This window comes from Lonsdalea britannica (genome assembly GCF_003515985.1).
GTDB classification, from domain to species: domain Bacteria; phylum Pseudomonadota; class Gammaproteobacteria; order Enterobacterales; family Enterobacteriaceae; genus Lonsdalea; species Lonsdalea britannica.
In genome coordinates this window covers 2438492-2460982 of record NZ_CP023009.1, presented here as the reverse complement: position 1 = coordinate 2460982, position 22491 = coordinate 2438492, and the positions used below count along the sequence as shown (strand labels likewise).

Here is a 22491-nt window from a genome sequence, read left to right as displayed (position 1 = left end):
TTGGCCACCTGAACAGAGGTGATATGCTCACCTCAGAACAACACAGGTGCTCCAATGAAAAGAAGAAATTTTAGTCCTGAATTCAAACGCGAATCTGCTCAGCTGGTTGTCGATCAAAACTACACCGTCTCTGATGCCGCCAAGGCTATGGATGTAGGTCTTTCCACGATGACGAAATGGGTCAAACAACTGCGTGATGAGCGTCAGGGCAAAACACCAAAAGCCTCCCCGATAACGCCGGAACAAATCGAAATACGTGAGCTCAGGAAGAAGATGCAACGTATTGAAATGGAAAACGAAATATTAAAAAAGGCTACCGCGCTCTTGATGTCAGACTCCCTGAACAGTTCTCGATAATCGGGAAACTCAGGGCGCGTTATCCTGTGGCCACACTCTGCCATGTGTTCGGGGTTCATCGCAGCAGCTACAAATACTGGAAAAACCGTCCTGAAAAGCCAGACGGCAGACGGGCTATATTACGCAGTCAGGTACTTGAGCTGCATGGCATCAGCCACGGTTCGGCCGGAGCAAGAAGCATCGCCACAATGGCAACCCAGAGAGGCTACCAGATGGGGCGCTGGCTTGCCGGCAGGCTCATGAAAGAGCTGGGACTGGTCAGTTGCCAGCAGCCGACTCACCGGTATAAACGTGGCGGTCATGAGCACGTTGCTATCCCGAACCATCTTGAGCGACAGTTCGCCGTAACGGAGCCCAACCAGGTGTGGTGCGGTGATGTGACCTATATCTGGTCAGGTAAACGCTGGGCGTACCTCGCCGTTGTTCTCGACCTGTTCGCAAGAAAACCAGTGGGTTGGGCAATGTCGTTCTCGCCGGACAGCAGACTCACCATGAAGGCGTTGGAAATGGCATGGGAAACTCGCGGTAAGCCCGCTGGGGTGATGTTCCACAGCGACCAGGGCAGTCACTATACAAGCAGGCAGTTCCGGCAGTTACTGTGGCGATACAGAATCAGACAGAGTATGAGCCGGCGCGGAAACTGCTGGGATAACAGCCCAATGGAGCGCTTCTTCAGGAGTCTGAAGAACGAATGGGTGCCGGTGACGGGTTACGTAAGCTTCAGCGATGCAGCTCACGCCATAACGAACTATATCGTTGGATATTACAGTGCACTAAGACCGCACGAATATAATGGTGGGTTACCACCAAACGAATCGGAAAACCGATACTGGAAAAACTCTAACGCGGTGGCCAGTTTTCGTTGACCACTACACATCGCCTGAACTCTGGCGTTGTAGCCGATATTCAGCAATACCACTACCGCCATACATCCAACAGCAATACCTGACAATGCCAGCACTGCCCGGCGTCCTAAGAGACGTAGATTATCGAGTGGTTCTGTAAAAAGGTGAGACCAGGAGGGACCATAGCGTCCACGAAGATCACGGGGAGTTGTCACGTCTGTGCTATCGTGCGGCATATGTGTCCTCAACGATATGACCATTGCCGATCCTGATACGACGTTCCATCCGTTCTGCCATCTTTTCGTCATGCGTAACCATAACAAGCGTTGTACCAGCAGTTTCATTCAGGGATAAGAGCAACGCTACGATCTCATTGGCTGTGTCTTGATCGAGATTTCCAGTCGGTTCATCGGCAAGCAACAATGCCGGCTCGCCAACCAGAGCGCGGGCAATAGCAACACGCTGGCGCTGCCCACCCGATAAATCAGCAGGACGATAATAAAGTCTCTCAGCCAGTCCCACCCGATCGAGTTGTAGCTGAGCCTGCTCTCGGGCAATGGATTTTGGCAGTCCTCTGTAGAGCAGTGGCAATGCGACATTATCCAGTGCGTTTAGACGAGATAACAGATTGAACCCCTGAAAAACAAAACCAATAATTTGATTACGAGCTCTTGCCCGCACATCATCTGAGGCGGTGGAGACGTCTTCCCCGGCAAGTAGGACCTTGCCTGATAATGGTTTATCCAGTAATCCGATAATGTTCAAAAGCGTGCTTTTTCCGGACCCTGATGGTCCGGTAATGGAACAACTCTGTCCCACCGGGATGGATAACGAAAGGTTTTGCAGCACAACCTGTGATGAAGTGCCTGTAGGATAAACTTGGGTTATGCCCGACAGACAAATAAAATCTTGAAGCTGTTGCTCAGGAAGACGCATCAGGAGCTCTTACTCCTGAATTTTTTTATCTATATTGGATGAGAACAGATAGTCGAACAATGTGGTCGGTTTATCAGTGCTCACGTTCTCAGATTCGTTTGCATTTAAATAATAGTCCAGCAACGTTGTGACGGTCTGAGACTGAATATCACTAATGGATAATCCTTCATCCTGCAAAACATTGTTACCTTCTAGACGAAAACCGTGCTTTTTACCGGTCTCTGTAACATAAAAAACGCCATCTTTACTGATAACATCCGGTTCATCAGTTTTAAACGTCACTTCGCTGGCGGTATTCACAACGTAGTTATTCTGTCCCTGACTAACATAAGTGGTGAAATCAGGGGTCCGGCCCAGTCCATTAGAAGTTGTCTTACTCGCAGAATTGTTAACTACCGATTCCAGATAATCAAAATTTGCGACATGGTCAAACGAATAGCCGGAGTTGAGCTCAAACTTCAGGAATCCGGGATCAAGAACGGAGCTGGAAAGATTACCACTGTTCAGGATACGGGAGGCAGTCTCGGAATCCTTAGCAGTGAAATCAATAGTTTGCTTACGCCCGCTCACATCGTATGTATTCCCCGTATTGTAATTACCGGATACGCTACCGAACTTTCTGTACTTACCTAAGTCACGTGCTAAATCATCAACATAGAGCAAATCAGTTCCCTGATCCTTTGCCTGCGCATAAAGGTCTGATAATACATTGCGATCATCTAGGGTCAGGAAGTTTACTGCATCCATGTCCTGTGTTTCAGTGGTTAACTGGGTTTGTACTACAGGGAGAGCGTTTGTGTTTCCATACAGGCGGGTCATCATCAGTCCCAGTCCACTTATCGTAGACTGTGCTGATGAGTTTGATTGAGCTGTCGTGGTGCTGCTTCCAGTGGCAGGCTGGGAGCTGGTCTTTTTAGACGCGTTACCAGATGTATCCTGTACATAGCTATAAACATTGGTTGAGGTGTTGACGTTCATAGTTTGATTCTCTCCAGCCTGGATAGAAGTTATGGGTGTTTAGTAATTAATAGCTGTAGGTATAAGTGACACTTTCCTGGCGCGAAGGCTTAAGCGATGCACCTCGTGCACCAGTCGTGGTGTGGTTAATACGTAATCTAGCTCCGTTACCGAACGGGAAGCTATTAAAATCTGTGGTGGTCGCCGTTGACCCACTGGTTACCGCTTTACACAGTGATGGAGTTGTTGCATACGGGCGGTAATAGCACAGCTCAACAGTATCAGTCGTTGCAGCAGGGTATGCCGCGATAGTGTATGCGATGCTGGTTAGGGTTTTGGTTTTTGTAAGAGCACCCGACGGAAAATCTATGGAAACCAGACCAAATGCAGTGGCTGCTGGCAAGCCGCTTCCATCAGAGAGAACAGTGATCTATCTTGCGGTCTCTGTTTTCACGATAGAGTTTGTGGCGGCTAAAGCCGGAAGTGAAGCTAGCATTGCTGCAACCAGTAGGGAAAGAGAAGCTAACTGCTTGTTCATTTAAATCTCCTGAAATGAAGAGCTCTTTAGTCATTAAAGAACGGACTTGTGGTGGTCACTCCTTTGCGGCACACCGCCTGCATTACCCAGTCGCTTCACAGCTGAGCGTATGGAGTGCCAACTGTGCTTAGGCAGTTTTGCCAACTCACAGCAGATCCAACACGTAAGATATAATTAACGGTATCAGTTTCGAAATCTTTAGAAAAAATGATGTAAAGGCAAAGATAACTTACGTTAAGTTGAAAGGATGATGTCTTATCTGAGAAGAAAGGCAGGCTTCGGGTACTGTATTTAAAGCGCTATGTCCAGTATTTTTGTTCCTCTACAGGGGCTTGTTACCTATACCACCGTACATTAGGGCTTATCGTTCGAGTGATTAGTGATGACTTGTAGATGCCGTATGGTCAGTGACACTTCAGCGAATGAGATGCCTGGTGGCGAAGGAGGGAGCAGTTCAGTCGATTGTGCTCTCCATAGTCAGCAATGTCCGCTCCTGGCACATAGCAGCCAAAATAAAGGGCACATGGTGAACTTCAAAAGGAGCCGACGTTATTCTCTCGCTCATGCCAGCTCAGATTACTCGGACGTACGAAGCGCTTTAATGTCATTAGACATTATTGCCGTGAGGTGCCTAGTGATCTTTTCTACAGACCAGTCCCACCACGCTAATTGCTCCAGCTCAGCGACTATTTCATCTGAAAATCGTTTCTTAATCACTTTTGCAGGATTACCACCAACAATGGTATATGCGGGCACGTCTGTAGTGACAACAGCCATAGAGGAAATAATAGCGCCATCGCCAATCTTCACACCCGGCATGATAAGCGCTTTGTACCCTATCCAGACATCGTTCCCGATAATCGTATCGCCTTTGTACGGTAAATCTTCAGGCTGTGGCGTAGCCTTTTCCCAACCATTCCCAAAAATATAAAACGGGAAGGAAGAGAAACCCGATAATTTGTGATTTGCACCATTCATGATGAATTGAACGCCTTTTGCGATTGCGCAAAACTTACCGATAATCAGCTTGTCGCCGATGAAAGGAAAGTGGTAGAGAACATTGCGTTCAAAATCCTCGGAGTCTTCTGGATCATCGTAATAGGTGAAATCACCAATAATAATATTTGGATTGGTCACCGTATTTTTGATGAAACAAACCTGCGGAAATCCCTGCATGGGATGCTTATTTGTTGGATCTGGTCCTTGCACTCGCCCTCCGACTCAAATTGACCTGCCCCCAGGATTAGATACAACCTTCAGTTAGTAATGTCAGTTGGTTTTTCTTCATATTTCCCGTTTCGCCAGCCCGCTGCAAATTCAGCCGGCGTCAGGTAATTCAGCGATGAATGTGGTCGACACTCGTTATAATCCTGCCGCCAGTCATTAATGATTTCCCGGGCATGTAGAATATCGCTGAACCAGTGTTCATTCAGACATTCATCCCGAAAGCGGCCATTGAAACTCTCAATAAATCCGTTCTGCGTTGGCTTGCCCGGCTGAATTAAGCGCAACTCAACACCATGTTCAAAGGCCCATTGATCGAGCGCGTGGCAGGTAAATTCCGGGCCCTGATCAGTTCTTATCGTTGCAGGATAGCCACGAAACAGCGCAATGCTGTCCAGAATACGTGTCACCTGAACGCCTGTAATCCCGAATGCCGTGGTGATCGTCAGACACTCCTTCGTAAAATCATCCACGCAGGTCAGACACTTAATCCTGCGGCCGCTGGCAAGTGCATCCATGACAAAATCCATCGACCATGTCAGGTTTGGCGCATCCGGGCGAATAAGCGGAAGCCGCTCAGTCGCCAGCCCCTTGCGGCGTCGCCTGCGCTTTACACTCAGGCCGTTGAGATGATAGATGCGGTATACCCGCTTGTGGTTGACGTGAAGGCCCTCCCGACGCAGTAGTTGCCAGATGCGCCGGTAACCAAAGCGGCGGCGCTCAAGTGCCAGCTCTGTGATGTGTAGAGACAGCTGCGCGTCAGCAGCCGGACGCTGAGCCGAATAACGGCAAGTCGACAGGGACAAACCTGCCAGCCTGCAGGCACGACGTTGCGACAGACCTGCGGCCTCACACATGACTTCCACTGCTTCCCGCTTCTGGTCTGTCGTCAGAACTTTCGGGCAAGAGCCACCTGAAGCGCCTCCTTATCCAGCATGGCTTCAGCGAGCAGCTTCTTGAGGCGGGCGTTCTCCTCTTCAAGCGACTTGAGCCGCTTCACTTCAGGGACTTCCATGCCGCCAAACTTCTTGCGCCAGGTGTAAAACGTGGCATCGGAAATGGCGTGCTTACGGCAGAGCTCACGGGCAGAAACTCCGGCTTCGGCCTCGCGGAGAATACTGATGATCTGTTCGTCGGAAAAACGCTTCTTCATGGGGATGTCCTCATGTGGCTTATGAAGACATTACTAACATCGCGGTGTGTTAATCAACGGGGAGCAGGTCAAAATTGTTTAACTGGCTTCTGATTAAGGTCAGCTAATCAGACCACTCTATGCGATTTTTCAGCATCCCCAGTGACATCTGATCTTCTCCCTAAAAATAGTTCCCAAAGGCTACCATGATCAAAAATAGACTTTCTGTTTAAGTCAGATAAACGTTCTGTCGTTTGGAGTTGCACCTCAGCTCAGCCCATTTCATCAAGAATATCTCGCTTTGCGATACGCCACATGCTGAGTAACTTTTGCCGAGAATAAGGATAACCCGCATCAAGAAGTTTAAGAGAACGTAATTGTTCCACATTGAAATGACGAAAATCATCACGCATTTCACACCAGGCTGCGAGGATAACTTCGCCTGAAAAGTAACCCAATGCAAAAGGCCATAGAATTCTTTCAGTATCATTACCCAAACGGTCTTTATAGCGCGCTTGGACTTTTAATCTTCTCCTGATAGCACTTCGCAGCGGAATCATATTCTGATGGTCTTTTTTAATGGAATCGGCCTTTCCAACCAGCAACGTCGAGTTTTCGAATATAGCGTGCAGTTGCGGCGGTATGCTTTGTATGACTTTCCCGGCAACCTCCGAGGCAGCGTTTGCAATATCCTCATCACCGTAAACAGAGACCCAGCGCAGGCCTAACGCCAGCGCATCCAGTTGCTCAGGCGTGAACATCATGGGTGGTAAAAGGTAACCCGAAGAGAGGATATATCCTGTGCCCGCTTCCCCTTGAATATCGGCTCCCTGCGAACGTAGCGATGCAATATCACGATAAAGTGTGCGAAGGCTGACTGAAAGTTCTTCAGCTAGTCTGCTGCCACTGACTGGATAGCGATGTCGATGCAGAATTTGCAAGAGACTCAATAGGCGCTCGGCGCGCTTGGGTCCGGATACTGACATAAATTGTCATTGCTCCCTGCCATAGTGATGTCTCTGTGAGATTAAGGAGACGTACTCGCAATGATACCTAATTTGTTTATTCTTTATGTTTCTAACCCGCCGATAAGCAGCAAGTTTTATCAAACATTATTTGATAAAGAGCCAGACGTTGTGCTTCCCACCTGGGCTGCTTTCTCTTTCGACAATGGCCTTAACCTGGGATTGTGGTCAACAAACGCGCATGATTTTGCATCATGTGGAGAGGGTAACCGAACGGAAATCAGTTTTATGGTTGAAAACATCCAGGTGGTCGATGAGCTATACCAGCGATGGATGACCTTCGGCGTTCAAATTGAACAGGAACCCAAACAGGCGGTATTCGGTAAAACATTTGTGGCACTTGACCCCGACGGGCATCGCCTCAGAGTCTGTATTCCAGATTGATGAGATGAAGAGGCTCAGATCTCCCCCTTTGCGCCGAACAGCGCGCTTTACCCCACTTACAACGTAAAGCGCGTGATTTAGGGGATTCGGCGTCAGCAATTGTTGCTGACGCTTAGGGCAATCAGTAATGCCGTCGATGTTCACTGAACTCAACACAATGGCTGAATGGGTCTGTCTTTTCCTCAGTACAGGATCACACCCGCACCAGCGGCTTGCCGGAAAATGAGCGGTGGCGCAGTTCGTCCAGCAGCAGCGGCAACTCGGAGAAATCACGGACCACCCGAGACTCTGCCTGCAGCCGCTCTTCCGCCAGGTCGATCAGCAGCAGTTCGCCCGCCGCCGTCAGCCGCGCCCAGGCCGCTTCGTCACCGAATTGATGCAGCGCGCCCAGCGCCACCTCATGCAGGGAGATTGCCCGCCCAAACGGGGCGCATGGCCAGTTCGCAACGCGATCCTGAATGCAGACCAGATGACCGTTCGCTTGCAGCATCGGGGACAAGCGCTCGGCATGGTCGGCGCTTACGCTGTCGATGATGGCAAAGAAGCCCGCATCCTCACTCGTCCAGTCGGGATCGTCCGCCAGCTCGCTCGCGACGCAATCCTGCGCGCCCAGCGTCCTCAGCCGTTCCCAGTGGCGGGCATGGCTCATGGCGGTCACGTTGAATCCATAGGCGGCGGCCAACTGCACCAGATAGTGCCCGACGGACCCGCCCGCGCCGCTAATCAATATCGGCTGGCCCGACTGCGGCGGCAGTTTATCCAGCGCCAGCCACGCGGTGAGCGCCGGACATGGCACGCTGGCTGCTATGGAGAAATCCAATTGCAGGGGCAGGCGTAACAGTGCGCGCATATCGACAGGCGCAAACTCGGCAAAACTGCCGGGAGACTGCAAATTCTGGTGATAAGCGACGCGCTGGCCCAGCCAGCGGTCGGAGACGTCCTCGCCCACCGCCACCACGACGCCCGCGCCGTCGACACCAGGCACTTTACCGGGCTGCCAACGCAGATTCTCCGCGCCCAGTACCTTCCAATCCACCGGATTCAAGCCAATCACAATGTTGCGCACCAACACCTGATCGGCCGCCGGTCGCGGCAAGGGAATGCGTTCGAGTTTCAGATCGTGAGGATCGGTGCCGTCATGCCAGGTCCATGCCCGGTAGGTTTCAGGAAGCACTTCGCGCTGTTTATCCGTCATCTTTCTTTTCCATGATAAAGGTCTAGTCGTAGCCGAGGGGTCAACGCCCTCTCCAACTCAATAACGATGAGATGTCCGTTTCATTTATTTTCCAGCTCCGCTGACCGCGTCGACCTCGACGTCTTTCTTGCGACGGCGGTCACTCTCAGGCCGCATCAAGGCCATGCAGATAACTGCTCCATATCCATGGTTAAAAGGGGAATGGTATCAACTCCCCCCACACCCGGGCCTATCCGTGATACTACGATGCATCTTTTTACTAATGCGATCACGATAACGTTAGTTGGCTATGAGACAGCAAAATGCCAAAGATGTTGCGTCAGACATCCCATGTCTCCTGTGCGACACCGAAAAGGAAGACCAAAACGGAGACGATAACGCCGTGCCTCCACGCGACCACAGCGCAAGGCTGTTCGTGTCTGTTCACCATAGAATGCTAGCCGCTGGAGGACGCACTCCGGCACTAGCGGACGCATGGCCTGGCCGGTGGGTAGTCGATAGCAGCTTGGTTAAGGGTGTGAACGGAGGAAAGCGTGATGATCATTGAGGGCAGGATACGGCGCTTGAGAGCATTTTTTATCCTTTTGATATATATCGTTATATACCCTTCTATACTACGTCTGCACCCGTCTGATTTTTATGACTCAGATCACTCTTTTACCGGACAACATCTACCGACATGTCACTACCGCCCTGCGAATGTCATTTTTATTCAATCTATTCAGTCAAATATCATCAACCGCCTCTATGTTCACTCACCCGCCGCGTTCTCTGAATGAGAGTAAAAGCAGCAGAACCATGCCCGGTTTTAAGCAACGCGTGGCATAGGCTCCTACATTGGCTTGACAGTCTAGTCCTGCCAGTTCATAAATTGAACCGTACAGTACGGTATTTTTATGGCGTACTCTAACGATGACATTCATGTGGGAAAGGAGAGGTTATGAAAGGTGTACTGTTATTGAGCTGCATCACGTCGGTATTAATGTTGACCGGCTGTGTCTCTTTATTTTAGGCGAACGTTATTCGGCGAGCGCTCAGATCCACGTTGATTAAACGCACTGGAGATTCGATGAAAGGTCTTTTTGGGTTGGGCGGCATGACTGCCGTATTGATGCTGACGGGCTGTATTGCGCTAGGCACTCACATTTAATCACGAGACCGACCCGCACTGGGGTCGAAGAAAGTGATGTCCGGCGGCGACTGCCGTTGCTATGAGGACGACCCCGCGCTTCTCCACGAGAAGGCGGGGTCGTTTGCATTACAGCGACGCCAGCGTGTCGGCGATCACTTTTTGATAGGACACGGTCGGGCGTCCCAGAAGACGGCTCAGCGTTTTACCGTCATCAAACAGCGCGCCTTCGGCGGCACCCGCATCGGAGTCAGCCAGCACATCGGCCAGACCATCCGGTAAGCCCGCCCCCTTCAGCGCATTGGCAAACTCTGCGACCGGCAGATCGACATAGGCGATGGTTTTTCCCGACTGACTGGAGATCTCCGCCGCAAACTCCGCCAGCGTATAGCTATCGTCGCCCGCCAGTTCGTAGACTTTCCCTGCCTGATCGTCCAGCAGCAAAACGGCGGCCGCCGCACTCGCGTAGTCCCCCCGCGTCGCCGATGCGATGCGACCTTCACGCGCCGCGCCGATATAGGCGTCGTGCGCCAAAGCCGGAGCAATGCTGGCGGCATAGTTTTCGGTATACCAGCCATTGCGCAGCAAGACGAAAGGCACGCCGGAGGCTTTCAGTGCGGCTTCCGTCTGGCGGTGTTCTTCACCCAACATCAGCGGCGAGGTATCCGTATGCAGCAGGCTGGTATAGGCGATCAGCCCGACTTCTGCCGCCTTGGCGGCGTCAATCACCGCACGGTGCTGCGCGGTGCGCTGCCCCACTTCACTCGAGGAAATCAGCAGCAGTTTATCAACGCCCTGGAATGCCGTGGCCAGGGTCGCCGGCTGGCTGTAATCCGCCTGACGAACGAGTACGCCACGCTCGGCCAAATCCTGCGCTTTCGACGGGTTACGAACTGCGGCAATGATCTGATCAGCGGGAACTTTTTTCAGCAATGCGTCAATGACAAGACGACCTAACTGACCTGTCGCACCGGTTACTGCAATCATAATGACCTCCGTTTAGGGTTGTAGGGCACGCGAAGACTCCCGTCATGCCCCCACTGTATCGATATTCACTTCGTAGACGCGGGAGACTATAAAGGATACACTCTCTTTTAGTAAGTACTTACCTTTTGGTAAGTTTGGTTTTTATCAGGAAAATGTGATGCGTACCCAAAACAGCCGTGAACTCGGCCCCCATCATGAAGAAATTCGCTACGGTAAGTTGCTGGATGCCAACTGCCCGTCACGGGATGTACTGCAACATATCGCCAGCCGCTGGGGCATTCTTGTGCTGATTGCCCTGGACGAAGACACGTTGCGTTTCAGCGAGCTACGCAGAAAGATCAGCGGTATCAGCGAAAAGATGCTGTCCCAGACGCTGCAGATGTTTGAGCGGGATGGTTTCGTACACCGCAACATGTTGCCCGTGGTTCCCCCACATACGGAGTACTCGCTCACACCACTCGGCCGCGAGGTCTACGAGCGCGTGATTCAGTTGGCGGATTGGATTGAGCTGAACTTGCCGAAAATTATGCAGGCGGGGCAATAGCGGCTGAGGTTTTGACTTCAGCGGGGATGTTGCAAAGAACGTTCGAAGGAAGGGTAAACGGCGATGGCGCTACGCCTGTCTGACGGTAGCGCCCCCTGCGAGTTACTGCGGGTTATCCTGCTGTAGGTAATCCGTCAGGAAGTACTGCGCGTTGCCGGATTGCGACAGCGTATCGTCATATCCGACCATGGTTTCCTGTGCTTCGCCGGGCAGATACAGTTCCCCATAACCGCTGTGAATAATCAGCACGACGAATTTTTTTCCGTCGACCTGCGTCGAGTAGCGCGTATCTTTATTGGTTTTTTCCACATCCATTTTCTGGATGCGCATTTTCCAGTCGTGATCGATGCCGTCGATCTGCACTAGCGCCTGATTGGCGGCTCGTTCGCCATAACGTAAGGTCCAGACTTTTACGCCCTGCTCGCCACTATAGGCCACCACATTGTCGCCGACCGGCGGACGCGGAGTATCGGTGGCGGCACAGACAGCCGTCGTCATGAACAATCCCAGAATCAACGCCATCCAATGTATTTTTCGCATGTTTCTTCCTCTATTTAGCGGCGAACGCCTGCCTTGGTGGTCGGGATTGTTCCATTTATCGGTAGGATGTTCAATGACACAACGCGAGGAGGCTAATCATTTATTGGCAATGTCATTCCCTCGCCCAATAATAATAAGGTCGGCCTTAACGACTTAATTTCCTCCACCTCACATCCCCCCCATATCGCCATCATGTGGCCGAACCGCAGGAGGCCGTTTTTTATTCACGGATAAAACGTGATGAAAAGACCACGATTTTTCATCCAGGAATCGACGCACGATATAGTCAACCCAAGGTAATAGTTAGCCATGCTACATAGTTGATTAATTAATGCATAGAAGGCTCATGTTAAAGATGCGCGTTTATTAAATGCGAGAGGTTTTATTCTTCTGTCAAAAAGAGTGCGCGCATCCTCGGAAATCAAAACGGAAAACGCGCTAAGACTTCCACATCCGGTAGTAAAATACCTGTTAAAAGAGCCAAAAACCACCAATATTCAAGCATTCGGTAACCCCCCAAACGCATGATTCCATGATTCACTCATGCTCGAAAAGTCGGCATGCTGGTCTCTTTTTCAGCATCGCCGAAGCATGGTTTTTTTATTAAAAAGAAGTGAAGAGAGTTATTTAGACCGTCCATGACGGTGACGCCCAAATAATGTTACAGTTTTATTTTCCACTTAGCAGGATCATATAACCTCTCGGTGAATACACCGGCAGTGACGATATCCCGCTCCCGCTTTTCGTCCGTCGAAATAAAAATCTTTTTAAATCAGCATCGCGCTGAATAAAGAAAAATCCGCTCTACACAAGCCGCTAGTGGTGTGATTATACTGTATAAAAAACCAGTTAAAGAGGCTTTCATGCGTTCATACCGTTTGATCCTTCCACGGTTGGATTCCCCTAAAATAAGTCTTCCCTTATTCAGCGACCATTGTGCGGCGGGCTTTCCTTCTCCGGCACAGGACTATGTCGAAAAGTCGCTGGATTTGAATGAACTGCTGATCAAACACCCCAGCGCGACCTATTTTGTGCGCGCCAGCGGCGAATCCATGGTGGATGTCGGTATACACGACGGCGATCTGCTGGTCGTTGACCGGTCGATCACCGCCTCTCATGGCGATGTGATCATCGCGGCAATCGACGGAGAGTTCACGGTGAAGACGCTGGCGCTGAAACCCCGCCTGGCGCTGCTGCCCATGAATCCGGCCTATGCCCCGCTCTACCCCGATCCCGATGCGCTGGAGATCTTCGGCGTCGTGGCGCACATCATTCACAGTCTGCAGAGGTAATGTATGTTTGCGCTGGCCGACGTCAATGCGTTTTACGCCTCCTGCGAAACCGTGTTTCGCCCCGACCTGAAAGGCAAACCGGTGGTGGTGCTGTCCAATAACGACGGCTGTGTGATCGCGCGCAACGCGGAAGCCAAGCGGCTGGGAATTCCGATGGCGATGCCCTACTTCCAGATGCGTCAGCGGCTCCGGGAACAGCAGGTCGCCGTCTTCACCTCGAACTATGCGCTCTATGCCGATCTCAGCGCCAGAGTCATGACCACGCTCGAAGCGCTGGCGCCGCGCGTCGAGATCTACAGCATCGATGAAGCGTGGATGGATATCACGGGGATTGATGTCACCTTGTCGTTTGAACAGTTCGGCCGACAGGTCAGAGAAGCCGTCTACGCCACCACGGGCCTGACCGTCGGCGTGGGCATGGCGAAAACGAAAACGCTGGCCAAGCTGTGCAACCATGCCGCCAAGCGCTACCCCGCGACCGGCGGCATCGTCGCGCTCACACACCCGATTCGGCTACAAAAACTGATGTCGCTCACGCCGGTGGAAGATGTCTGGGGCGTCGGCAGAAGAACAACGCGCCGGCTGCATACGCTGGGTATCACGACCGCGCTCGATCTGGCACGCTCGCCGACGTCGTTTATCCGCAAGCACTTCAGCGTAGTGATGGAACGTACCGTCCGAGAACTGCGCGGCGAACCCTGCATTGAGTTTGAGGAGGAGACGCCGACGAAAGAGCACATTGTCTGCAGCCGCTCTTTTGGCGTCCGCATCACCCGTCAGGAGGAGATGCATCAGGCCGTCTGCCGCTATGCGGAACGCGCCGCGGAAAAGCTGCGCGCGGAGAAACAACTCTGCCGGCAGGTCGCCATCTTCATACGGTCGTCGCCCCACGCGCACAATGAGATCTTCTATGCCAACAGCGCCAGCGAACAGCTGCTGTCGGGCACGCAAGATACGCGGGATATCGTGGCCGCCGCCGTGCGCGGTCTGGAAAGAATCTGGAAGGACGGGCCCCGTTACATGAAAGCCGGCGTCATGCTCAACGATTTCTCACCGCTGCACCGCACCCAGCTGCATCTCTTTGATGACAATCCGCCCCGGGCCAACAGCACGGCGCTGATGAACGTTATCGATAAAATTAACCACGAAGGATCGAGCAAAGTCTGGTTTGCCGGTCAGGGCATCTCTCCGACGTGGCAGATGAAAAGAGAGATGCTGTCTCCCGCCTACACGACGCGCTGGAGTGAGCTGCCCGTCGCCAAAATTGCCTAGACGGGCTTCTTCACAGGGAAGCGATTACTGCGGGTCGAACGGCGCGCTGCGGGTTAATACCCGTTCGATGACATTGAGCGCGCCTTCTTCTTGGTTGCTTTCGGTATGGTACTTCGCCACTTCGCGGATTTTAGGCTGAGCATTCGCCATCGCCACGCCGAATCCCGCCTGCCGTAGCATTTCCTCGTCGTTGCCGCTGTCGCCGATCGCCACCACTTCGTCATTCCCGATCTGCCAGCGTTGCTGCAACAGCGCGATCCCATGGGCTTTATGGACGCCAGGAATAATCAGATCGACAAAACCGAATCCGCTGGACACCGGTTTGACGATGCCGTCCAACGCATGTCCAATGTGCTCCATCAACGCGGGGATCTGATCGTCCGGCACGCTAAGCGAGAACTTGAAGATCGTGTCCGTCAGGCCGTCAAAGTCGTCACGCTGTTCGATGCGGTAATAGTGTTTGCCAATCAGTTGCAGGAAATCATCGGTGGAAGACGCATAAACATAGGCGCTGTCTTTGCCGCAAACCACGAACTGGATGTAGGGGATCGCGGACAGCACCTCAATCACCTTACGTACATCCGCAGGCGCGAGTTCGCCGCAGAAAATCGGTTGGCCGTCGGTGACCACATACGCGCCGTTTTCGGCCACGAAGGCAATTTCGTCGCGAATGTCGGGGAAGAAAGAGAGGAGCTGATAGTACTGATTACCGCTGGCGACGACGAACCGAATGTCGTCTTGTTTCAGCTGCGCGTACTGCCTGGAAAATCGGGTTTTGTTGAACTGCTTATCGTTGTTGAGAAACGTACCGTCCATATCAACTGCAATCATTTTTATCATACATCACGTCCCCGGATAGAAAGGTATCACTGCGGGTTTAGTGTATACAAAACCCCTCTACACGCAATCGGCCAGACAGGGTGCAGAACCGGACGCGACGGCCTGTTGAAGGGGTGACAGGCACGACTGAACGGTGAAAAAGCTTTTCAAATCTTTACACCTTGTTAACCAGGAGTCGCCGCGCGTCGTTCCCCTTGGATACCGGGCTTGGTGAGGGGTTGAAGCGTGATTTGACGAAGAAAAAGCGCGGCGTCGGCACTCTCGACATCCGTTAACCTTCTGTTAAATTAAAGTTCAAAACATGGACAGAAGGAGCGCATGAATGACCCGTCTTACCGCAAAAGATTTTCCGCCGGAGCTGCTCGAACTGTATGACTACTATGCACACGGCAAGATCACCAAACGCCAGTTCCTGGAGAAAGCCGCGAAATACACCGTCGGCGGCCTAACGGCGGTCGCCTTGCTTGGTTTGATGAGCCCCAACTATGCGCTGGCACAGCAGGTGGAGTTTACCGATCCGACCATTTCCCCGTCCTATATCACCTACCCTTCTCCCAATGGTCACGGCAAAGTGCGCGGCTATCTGGTTCTCCCTGCGGGAGCGAAAGGCAAGCTGCCGGCCGTGGTGGTCGCCCATGAAAACCGCGGTCTGAACCCGTATATCGAAGATGTCGCACGTCGCGTCGCCAAGGCGGGCTTTATCGCGCTGGCGCCGGATGGACTCAGCTCCGTCGGCGGCTATCCCGGCAACGACGACAAGGGTCGCGAACTCCAGCAGCAGGTCGACCCGACCAAGCTGATGAACGACTTCTTCGCCGCCGTGGAATTTCTGCTAGAGGACGAGCGCACTACCGGCAAGGTCGGGATCACCGGCTTCTGCTATGGCGGTGGCGTGGCGAATGCCGCCGCCGTGGCCTACCCGGAGCTGGCGGCAGCCGTGCCTTTTTACGGCCGCCAGCCGAAAGTCGAAGACGTGCCCCGCATCAAAGCGCCGCTGCTGATCCACTACGCCGAGCTGGATACGCGGATCAACGAGGGGTGGCCCGCCTATGAGGAAGCGCTCAAGGCGAATAATAAAACCTATGAAGGCCACATCTATCCCGGAGTTAATCACGGTTTCCATAATGACTCCACGCCGCGCTACGACAAGGCCGCAGCCGATCTCGCCTGGGAGAGAACCCTTACCTGGTTCCGCCGTTATCTAGCCTGAGTGTTGTCCGTCGACGTCGGTGATACGGCGTCGACGCTTTCTTCCCAACGCATTTCCTCGCGGGCCCAGCCCCCTCAGTGAACGGATAACCGTCCTGAATAATCTCCATCAGTTCCTGCATATGAGGCGTGGCGGACATTTTGACCATCGCGGGGAAAAAAACCTGCGGCGACGGAAAAACGTCGATGACGTGGCAGTGCCGCAGCCGGTCGCGGTCCACTTCCGATGAGGGCAACAGCGTCGCGGCTTCCAGACCGGATTCCAGCCAGTCGAGAATGACGCCGGGTTGAGTCACATGCATCATCACCTCCGGATCGACGCCGCCCTTGCGAAAGTGATCCAGCAGGCTTTCATAGGTGCCGGGATCGCGCGCCCGATGCAATAACAGCAGCGGCCAGCGGCCCACATCGAGATAAGGGAAAGGCCCCTCTGGTTTTTCCGGTAGCAGCGCCTTGTTGACGACCGCTACCAGCCGCACGGGGTCAAACGCCAGGCAGGCGAATCCTTTGCAGTGATAAGGTTTTTGGATCAGCGCAATATCAATTAAGCCGTCGTTAAGCGACTGTTCGAGATGACTGGAATCTGAAACGGAAATATTTAATATCACCGCCGGATTACGTCGATGTAATTCTAAAAACAGCGGTTTGAAATAACATTGAAACAAATGCGACAGACCGATCTTTAATACTTTATTTTCTTTATTGGCAATGGAAATGGTTTCACGCGAGGTATTTTCAATCAATCGCAATATTTCGCAGGATTTTTTATACAGATAAAAGCCGGCTTCCGTGGGCTCAATTTTTTTTGCCGTCCGTACAAAAAGGGAGACGTTTAATTCCTCTTCCAGTTCATGAATCCGTTTGCTTAACGGCGGCTGCGCCATATTGAGCTGCCTCGCGGCCTGGCTAATGGAACCCTCTTCCACCACCTTACAAAAATACTTGAGTCTTTTCAGATCCATACTAGCCTCTTCATACGGACAGGAATACCGACCATGCGACCATAGAGTTCAGCTTATCATAAATGGAATCGTTCGATTTTGTAGCGGGATCGCAATTGTCATGAATAGATAAGGCCGCTCGGATAGCCGTGATTTAATTGTTGCCGGCATGTTACATCGCATCAAATGAAGATATTCCTGCTTGCCTGATGTCCGTATTATTGACATCACACTTCGAATTCATCCGGCAAATAAATATTGAGCGTGAGTGAGGTAGATCGCTTTGATATGAGCGCTACTACTTAAATGGTATTTGTCGGGACGGTAACGCAGTCATATATTTTTCCCAGCCAATAGATTGCCTTTCCATAAGGAGCGTCATTATGTCTCACGTTAAAAATAAGCCGGAAAATCAGGTCCACGATCTGCGTTCCGCGCTGGCGTTACTGAAAACGCTGCCGGGCGAACTGGTCTCTACCGACGTAGAAGTCGATCCTCAGGCCGAACTGTCCGGCGTTTATCGCTATGTTGGCGCGGGCGGCACCTGTATGCGGCCGACGCGCAAAAACGGCCCGGTCATGATCTTCAACAACATTAAAGGGTTCGATAATGTCAGCGTAGCGATCGGCCTCAACGGCTCCCGCAAACGCGTCGGTCACTTCCTCGGTTGCGAGCCGGAACGTTTGGGACACCTGCTGAAAGACTCGGTCCAGCATCCCATTTCACCGGTCAGAGTCCATGATGACAACGCTGTGTGTCAGGAAGTGGTTCATCTGGCGAGCGACGCCGGTTTTGACCTGCGCACCCTGCTTCCCGCGCCGACCAACACCGCCGAAGACGCCGGTCCTTACGTCACCATGGGACTGTGCTACGCCTCCGATCCCGATACCGGCGAATCCGACATTACCATTCACCGCCTCTGCGTGCAGAGCCGCGACGAGCTATCCATGTGGCTGACGCCCGGCCGTCATATCGATGCCTTCCGCCAGAAAGCGGAAGCGGCGGGCAAGCCGTTGCCCATCTCCGTCAGCATCGGCGTCGATCCAGCCATTGAAATCGCCGCCTGCTTCGAGCCGCCGACAACGCCGCTCGGCTTTGACGAACTGAGCGTCGCCGGGGCGCTGCGCGGCCATGCCGTCGAGCTGGTGAAATGTAAAACCATCAACGAATACGCTATCGGCCACGCCGAAATCGTCATCGAAGGCGAGCTGCTGCCGGATGTGCGCGTCCGTGAAGACCAGAATACCGACACCGGGAAAGCCATGCCGGAATTCCCAGGCTACACCGGCGGGGCCAAAGCCGCGCTGCCGGTGATTAAGGTGAAAGCCGTCACCCATCGTCACCATCCGATCTGGCGCACCACCGTCGGTCCCGGCGAAGAACACGTCAACATGGCGGGGATTCCTACCGAAGCCAGCATTCTGGACATGGTCAACCGGGCGATGCCGGGCAAGCTGCTGAATGTGTTCGCTCACTCGGCGGGCGGCGGCAAGCTGCTGGCGGTGATGCAGTTCAAAAAATCCTCGCCGGTGGACGAAGGTCGCCAGCGTCAGGCTGCGCTGCTGGCATTTTCCGCGTTTCCGGAATTGAAGCACGTGATTCTGGTGGACGAAGACGTCGATATCTTCGACAGCGACGATGTGATGTGGGCGATGCAGACCCGCTATCAGGGCGATGTCGATACCGTCTTCATCCCCGGCGTACGCTGCCATCCGCTGGACCCGTCGCAGGTGCCCGAATACAGCCCGTCGATTTTGCAGGAAGGCATGTCCTGTAAGACCATTTTCGACTGTACCGTGCCGTTCGCCCTCAAACCGCACTTCGAGCGTTCGAAGTTCCAAGAGGTCGACGTTAAACGCTTCCTGCCAGACTTCGAATAAGGGGGCAAGATGACCACCCGACGTATTATCGTAGGCATCAGCGGCGCATCGGGCTTTCAATATGGCGTGAAGGCGCTTGAGCTGTTGAAAGCACAGGATGTGGAGGTTCATCTGGTGGTCTCCGCGGGCGCAGAAAAAACCTGCGCCCTGGAAACTGACTACAGGATAGAAGCGGTGATTGCGCTGGCAGATGTGGTACACGAGTGTAAAAATCTCGGCGCGTCGATTTCCAGCGGATCGTTCAAGACGCTGGGCATGCTGGTCGCGCCCTGCTCCATGCGATCGCTGGCCGCCATTGCCCACTGTCTGACGGATAATCTGCTGACGCGCGCCGCGGACGTCGTGCTCAAAGAGCGCCGTCAGCTGGTGCTGATGGCGCGGGAAACGCCCCTGAATCTGGGGCACCTGCGCAATATGCAGCAGGTGACGGAAATGGGCGGCATTATCTTTCCGCCCGTCCCGGCGCTGTACCAACGCCCGCAGACGCCGGATGACATCATCACCCACAGCGTGGGACGCGCGCTCGATTTGTTTGGTCTTGAGGTCAACACATTGCCCCGCTGGGGAGACAATTCAGTCAACACCAGGCCGTAGACGTGCTACGGCATAAAACTGAAAAAAATAACAAGGATAACGAGAAATGCTAATCGGACCTTATGTGAACGGCGCGGCTATCGTGGTCGGCGGCCTGCTCGGCGCGCTCATCAGCACGCGGCTTCCCGAGAGAATTAGAACCGCCTTGCCCCTGACGTTCGGCCTGTGCTCCGTGGGCCTTGGGATCATGCTGATCATCAAGGTGAAATTCATGCCCGCCGTCGTGCTGGCCATGATCCTCGGCGCCATTCTGGGCGAGCTGTTGTACATCGAAAAAGGCATTGGGAAAGCGGCGGGCACCACGCGTGGGCTGATCGACCGCATTTTCCCCGCCGTGGAAGGCATCTCCCACACCGAATTCACGGATAAATTCGTCGCGATCCTGGTGCTGTTCTGCGCCAGCGGCACCGGGATTTTCGGCGCCATGCACGAAGGCATGACCGGCGACCCATCGATTCTGTACATCAAGACGGCGCTGGATCTGTTTACTTCGGCCATCTTCGCTACGCTATTGGGGTATGCTGTCATCACTATCGCGATCCCGCAGCTGCTCATTCAGCTTGGGCTGGCGATGCTAGCCGCGATGATCCTGCCGCTGACAACGCCCGATATGATGGCGGACTTCTCCGCCGCCGGCGGGCTCATCATGCTGGCAACCGGGTTAAGGATCAGCGGCATCAAGCTGTTTCCCGTCGCCAATATGCTACCGGGACTGTTTCTGGTCATGCCGCTCTCCCATCTATGGTCTACCTACATCGCCTGATGTATGACCTGCGGGCCCGGTGTCGATGACCGGGTCCACGAATAAAGAGACGAAAGATGCAACCATTACCGACTTCCGCCGCGACGTTTATTGAACATCATCATGTGTTGTCGCTGACGACGCTGGACGAAGACGGCCTGTGGAGCGCCAGCTGTTTCTATGCGTTCGATGCCGCCAATGCCAGCCTGATCGTCCTGTCCAGCAGCAGTACGCGCCACGGCGGCGCGATGGCGTCCGGCGGACAGGTCAGCGGCACCATCAGCGGCCAGCCTGAAAAAATTCGCGACATCTGCGGCATTCAATATCTGGCCTCGGTCAGCCTACTCTCCGGGAGCGAACGGCGCGACGCGCTCAGCCTCTACGTGGCCCGCCATCCCATTGCCCGCCTGAAACCCCTGACGGAAGTTTGGCGGCTGGCGCTGCAGACGATAAAGTTTACCGACAATGCTACCCTGTTTGGCGCGAAGGAGCATTGGTCGCGGGAATGACCCCGCCGCCTGACCGCCGACAGTATGAATACCAGAAGTCTTGAGGAAGCCTATGACTACCCCACCGGAACACGTCGTGTTGCTGGACGCCGACAGAAATCCCATCGGTACGATGGACAAAAGCGTGGTGCATACCCATAACACGCCCCTGCATCTGGGCTTTTCCAGCTATTTGTTCACCTCCGACGGCAAGTTTCTGACCACACGCCGCGCCTTGGGTAAAAAGGCGTGGCCCGGCGTCTGGACCAACTCGGTGTGCGGTCATCCTCAGTTGAATGAAAAACGGGAAGATGCGGTCAGTCGCCGCTGTCGCTACGAGCTGGGCGCGGACGTGGCGCGGATCACGTTGGTGGATGACGAATTCAGCTACTGCGTCACCAGCGCCTCCGGCATTGTGGAGAATGAGTATTGCCCGGTGTTTATGGCGGTTCTCGCCAGCGACCTCGCGCCGCGCGCCGATGAAGTGCTCGACTACCGCTGGGTGGATCTGAGCGACCTGATCGACGCCGCGACCAAAACCCCGTGGGCGTTCAGCCCGTGGATGGTGCAACAGCTCGCGCATCCGGCGATTCGACGCCGCCTGTTGGCGTTCGTCGCTTCGCTGACGACGCCGGCATAATCACCGTCAGCACAGCGTGAGTGAAAGGCGATTTGTCGACACTCGCGTTTGGGTTATCGTCCTGCGGCAGCGCGTTTTACAAGCGATAAATACGCGCTCGCCGGGGCAAAGAAACGATTGGACATACAAACAAACACGCCGCTTTCACTTCATTACGCCCCGATGTCACGGCGCGTATTGACGCTTATTTCCCCCAAGATATATCTTAGCAAGACAGCAAAAACTGAATAATTTTCGCGCAAAATGAGCATGAAAAATTCGACGTCTCACCAAGACGGTGTCAGCGAGAAACGCCCGCAACGATCATGTAAACGAACGAAGGTGTTCAATCGGCAGGAGCTGATTCTGCTAATTTTATATCTGACCCGTATTAACCCGACTCATGGCTATGAAATTATTCGTTCGATGGAGGACTACTCCCAGGGCGCCTATGTCCCCAGCCCGGGGGTGATATATCCGCTTTTGTCCTCGCTGGAGGCGGAAGGACTGGCCACCGTGCATGAAGCAGATAACGGCAAGAAACAGTTCGCCATCACGCTGAAAGGTAAGAAATATCTTGATAAGCAAAATGTGAATTTGCTGACAACGCTAGGAAAGTTAAAAGCGCTGGTTTTAACTCATAATCCCCAGAGGATTCAGAGCATCGACGATGCGCTTGAAAATTTGAAGAGCTGTATAAGAAAAAAATTACACCACAGAGACCTGAGCTCGGATGAAGTTAAACAAATAAGGGATGCCATTGAAACCGCAGCGCGGACGATTGACTCACGTTGATGCCGAGCTGCTTTTAACTTAGCGAA

At 53.3% G+C, this 22491-nt stretch carries 23 protein-coding genes and 1 pseudogene; 13 read left to right on the top strand and 11 right to left on the bottom strand.

Going from position 1 to position 22491, the window contains the following annotated elements:
- The first annotated feature begins 54 nt into the window (after positions 1 to 54).
- A protein-coding gene (locus CKQ53_RS11270; RefSeq protein ID WP_118894811.1) for an IS3 family transposase occupies positions 55 to 1223 on the top strand; the annotation gives its coding sequence in 2 pieces (ribosomal slippage) (positions 55 to 304 and positions 304 to 1223; 1170 coding nt in all).
- Positions 1224 to 1231: 8 nt separating this feature from the next.
- Here the strand turns inward: CKQ53_RS11270 and CKQ53_RS18755 are convergent.
- From CKQ53_RS18755 to CKQ53_RS11255, 3 genes and pseudogenes are all read right to left on the bottom strand, one after another.
- Positions 1232 to 1438: pseudogene (locus CKQ53_RS18755) on the bottom strand (ABC transporter permease); the annotation flags it as partial.
- Positions 1425 to 2138 carry an ABC transporter ATP-binding protein gene (locus CKQ53_RS11260; protein WP_094108521.1) on the bottom strand — a complete coding sequence of 238 codons (714 nt, stop codon included), beginning with the start codon at positions 2136 to 2138 and terminating at the stop codon, positions 1425 to 1427. The gene CKQ53_RS11260 and the pseudogene CKQ53_RS18755, both read right to left, overlap by 14 nt.
- A 9-nt stretch (positions 2139 to 2147) precedes the next feature.
- Positions 2148 to 3116 (bottom strand): hypothetical protein, encoded by a 969-nt coding sequence (locus CKQ53_RS11255; protein WP_094117731.1) that lies wholly within the window; start codon positions 3114 to 3116, stop codon positions 2148 to 2150.
- A gap of 347 nt (positions 3117 to 3463) precedes the next feature.
- Here CKQ53_RS11255 and CKQ53_RS18435 point away from each other — a divergent pair, with 347 nt between their 5' ends.
- On the top strand, positions 3464 to 3637 hold the full coding sequence (locus tag CKQ53_RS18435; RefSeq protein WP_162896351.1) for a hypothetical protein: 174 nt from the start codon (positions 3464 to 3466) through the stop codon (positions 3635 to 3637).
- A 572-nt stretch (positions 3638 to 4209) separates the two neighbouring features.
- On the opposite strand, the gene CKQ53_RS11250 is transcribed toward CKQ53_RS18435, so the two are convergent.
- The 3 genes from CKQ53_RS11250 to CKQ53_RS11240 form a co-directional block, all read right to left on the bottom strand.
- Positions 4210 to 4809: a Vat family streptogramin A O-acetyltransferase gene (locus CKQ53_RS11250; RefSeq protein WP_420844239.1), complete on the bottom strand. Its 600-nt coding sequence runs from the start codon at positions 4807 to 4809 to the stop codon at positions 4210 to 4212.
- 80 nt (positions 4810 to 4889) lie between these two features.
- Positions 4890 to 6010, bottom strand: a protein-coding gene (locus tag CKQ53_RS11245; protein WP_100053503.1) for an IS3 family transposase whose coding sequence is annotated in 2 segments (ribosomal slippage) — positions 4890 to 5752 and positions 5752 to 6010 — 1122 coding nt in all. Because the reading frame shifts where the segments join, the coding sequence is not laid out codon by codon here.
- A gap of 251 nt (positions 6011 to 6261) precedes the next feature.
- Positions 6262 to 6975, bottom strand: coding sequence for a helix-turn-helix transcriptional regulator (locus CKQ53_RS11240; RefSeq protein WP_094117729.1), 714 nt, complete (start codon positions 6973 to 6975; stop codon positions 6262 to 6264).
- A gap of 60 nt (positions 6976 to 7035) precedes the next feature.
- On the opposite strand from CKQ53_RS11240, the gene CKQ53_RS11235 reads away from it, so the two are divergent.
- Positions 7036 to 7398 (top strand): VOC family protein, encoded by a 363-nt coding sequence (locus CKQ53_RS11235; protein WP_094117728.1) that lies wholly within the window; start codon positions 7036 to 7038, stop codon positions 7396 to 7398.
- 193 nt (positions 7399 to 7591) lie between these two features.
- Here the strand turns inward: CKQ53_RS11235 and CKQ53_RS11230 are convergent, their stop codons facing one another.
- Positions 7592 to 8593 carry an alcohol dehydrogenase catalytic domain-containing protein gene (locus CKQ53_RS11230; protein WP_094117727.1) on the bottom strand — a complete coding sequence of 334 codons (1002 nt, stop codon included), beginning with the start codon at positions 8591 to 8593 and terminating at the stop codon, positions 7592 to 7594.
- Positions 8594 to 9851: 1258 nt separating this feature from the next.
- Positions 9852 to 10709: an SDR family oxidoreductase gene (locus CKQ53_RS11225; protein ID WP_094117726.1), complete on the bottom strand. Its 858-nt coding sequence runs from the start codon at positions 10707 to 10709 to the stop codon at positions 9852 to 9854.
- A gap of 157 nt (positions 10710 to 10866) precedes the next feature.
- Between CKQ53_RS11225 and CKQ53_RS11220 the strand changes: the two genes are divergently transcribed.
- Positions 10867 to 11253: a winged helix-turn-helix transcriptional regulator gene (locus tag CKQ53_RS11220; RefSeq protein WP_094117725.1), complete on the top strand. Its 387-nt coding sequence runs from the start codon at positions 10867 to 10869 to the stop codon at positions 11251 to 11253.
- A 102-nt stretch (positions 11254 to 11355) separates the two neighbouring features.
- Here CKQ53_RS11220 and CKQ53_RS11215 read toward each other — a convergent pair whose 3' ends face one another.
- Positions 11356 to 11793, bottom strand: a complete 438-nt coding sequence (locus CKQ53_RS11215) for a hypothetical protein (protein WP_094117724.1) — start codon at positions 11791 to 11793, stop codon at positions 11356 to 11358.
- An 863-nt stretch (positions 11794 to 12656) separates the two neighbouring features.
- Between CKQ53_RS11215 and umuD the strand changes: the two genes are divergently transcribed.
- Together umuD and umuC are read left to right on the top strand one after the other, a co-directional pair.
- Complete coding sequence (gene umuD, locus CKQ53_RS11210) at positions 12657 to 13085, top strand: translesion error-prone DNA polymerase V autoproteolytic subunit (protein ID WP_085651880.1); 429 nt, start codon at positions 12657 to 12659, stop codon at positions 13083 to 13085.
- A gap of 3 nt (positions 13086 to 13088) precedes the next feature.
- A complete protein-coding gene (umuC, locus tag CKQ53_RS11205) occupies positions 13089 to 14357 on the top strand; it encodes a translesion error-prone DNA polymerase V subunit UmuC (protein WP_085651881.1) in 1269 nt (422 codons plus the stop codon).
- Between the two features lie 24 nt (positions 14358 to 14381).
- Here the strand turns inward: umuC and CKQ53_RS11200 are convergent, their stop codons facing one another.
- Positions 14382 to 15197, bottom strand: a complete 816-nt coding sequence (locus CKQ53_RS11200; RefSeq protein ID WP_085651882.1) for a Cof-type HAD-IIB family hydrolase — start codon at positions 15195 to 15197, stop codon at positions 14382 to 14384.
- Positions 15198 to 15519: 322 nt separating this feature from the next.
- Between CKQ53_RS11200 and yghX the strand changes: the two genes are divergently transcribed.
- A complete protein-coding gene (gene yghX, locus CKQ53_RS11195; protein ID WP_085651883.1) occupies positions 15520 to 16407 on the top strand; it encodes a YghX family hydrolase in 888 nt (295 codons plus the stop codon).
- Here the strand turns inward: yghX and CKQ53_RS11190 are convergent.
- A complete protein-coding gene (locus tag CKQ53_RS11190) occupies positions 16379 to 17368 on the bottom strand; it encodes a LysR family transcriptional regulator (protein WP_118894995.1) in 990 nt (329 codons plus the stop codon). The genes yghX and CKQ53_RS11190 overlap by 29 nt on opposite strands.
- Positions 17369 to 17730: 362 nt before the next feature.
- Here CKQ53_RS11190 and CKQ53_RS11185 point away from each other — a divergent pair, with 362 nt between their 5' ends.
- From CKQ53_RS11185 to CKQ53_RS11160, 6 genes are all read left to right on the top strand, one after another.
- Complete coding sequence (locus CKQ53_RS11185; protein ID WP_118894993.1) at positions 17731 to 19227, top strand: UbiD family decarboxylase; 1497 nt, start codon at positions 17731 to 17733, stop codon at positions 19225 to 19227.
- A gap of 9 nt (positions 19228 to 19236) precedes the next feature.
- Positions 19237 to 19821 carry a UbiX family flavin prenyltransferase gene (locus tag CKQ53_RS11180; protein ID WP_094117722.1) on the top strand — a complete coding sequence of 195 codons (585 nt, stop codon included), beginning with the start codon at positions 19237 to 19239 and terminating at the stop codon, positions 19819 to 19821.
- A 46-nt stretch (positions 19822 to 19867) separates the two neighbouring features.
- Positions 19868 to 20584 carry a DUF554 domain-containing protein gene (locus tag CKQ53_RS11175; RefSeq protein WP_094117721.1) on the top strand — a complete coding sequence of 239 codons (717 nt, stop codon included), beginning with the start codon at positions 19868 to 19870 and terminating at the stop codon, positions 20582 to 20584.
- 56 nt (positions 20585 to 20640) lie between these two features.
- Positions 20641 to 21072, top strand: coding sequence for a PNPOx family protein (locus CKQ53_RS11170; RefSeq protein WP_094117720.1), 432 nt, complete (start codon positions 20641 to 20643; stop codon positions 21070 to 21072).
- Between the two features lie 52 nt (positions 21073 to 21124).
- Positions 21125 to 21691, top strand: coding sequence for an isopentenyl-diphosphate Delta-isomerase (idi, locus tag CKQ53_RS11165; RefSeq protein WP_085651889.1), 567 nt, complete (start codon positions 21125 to 21127; stop codon positions 21689 to 21691).
- A 249-nt stretch (positions 21692 to 21940) separates the two neighbouring features.
- A complete protein-coding gene (locus tag CKQ53_RS11160; RefSeq protein WP_162896350.1) occupies positions 21941 to 22465 on the top strand; it encodes a PadR family transcriptional regulator in 525 nt (174 codons plus the stop codon).
- Positions 22466 to 22491 lie beyond the last annotated feature (26 nt).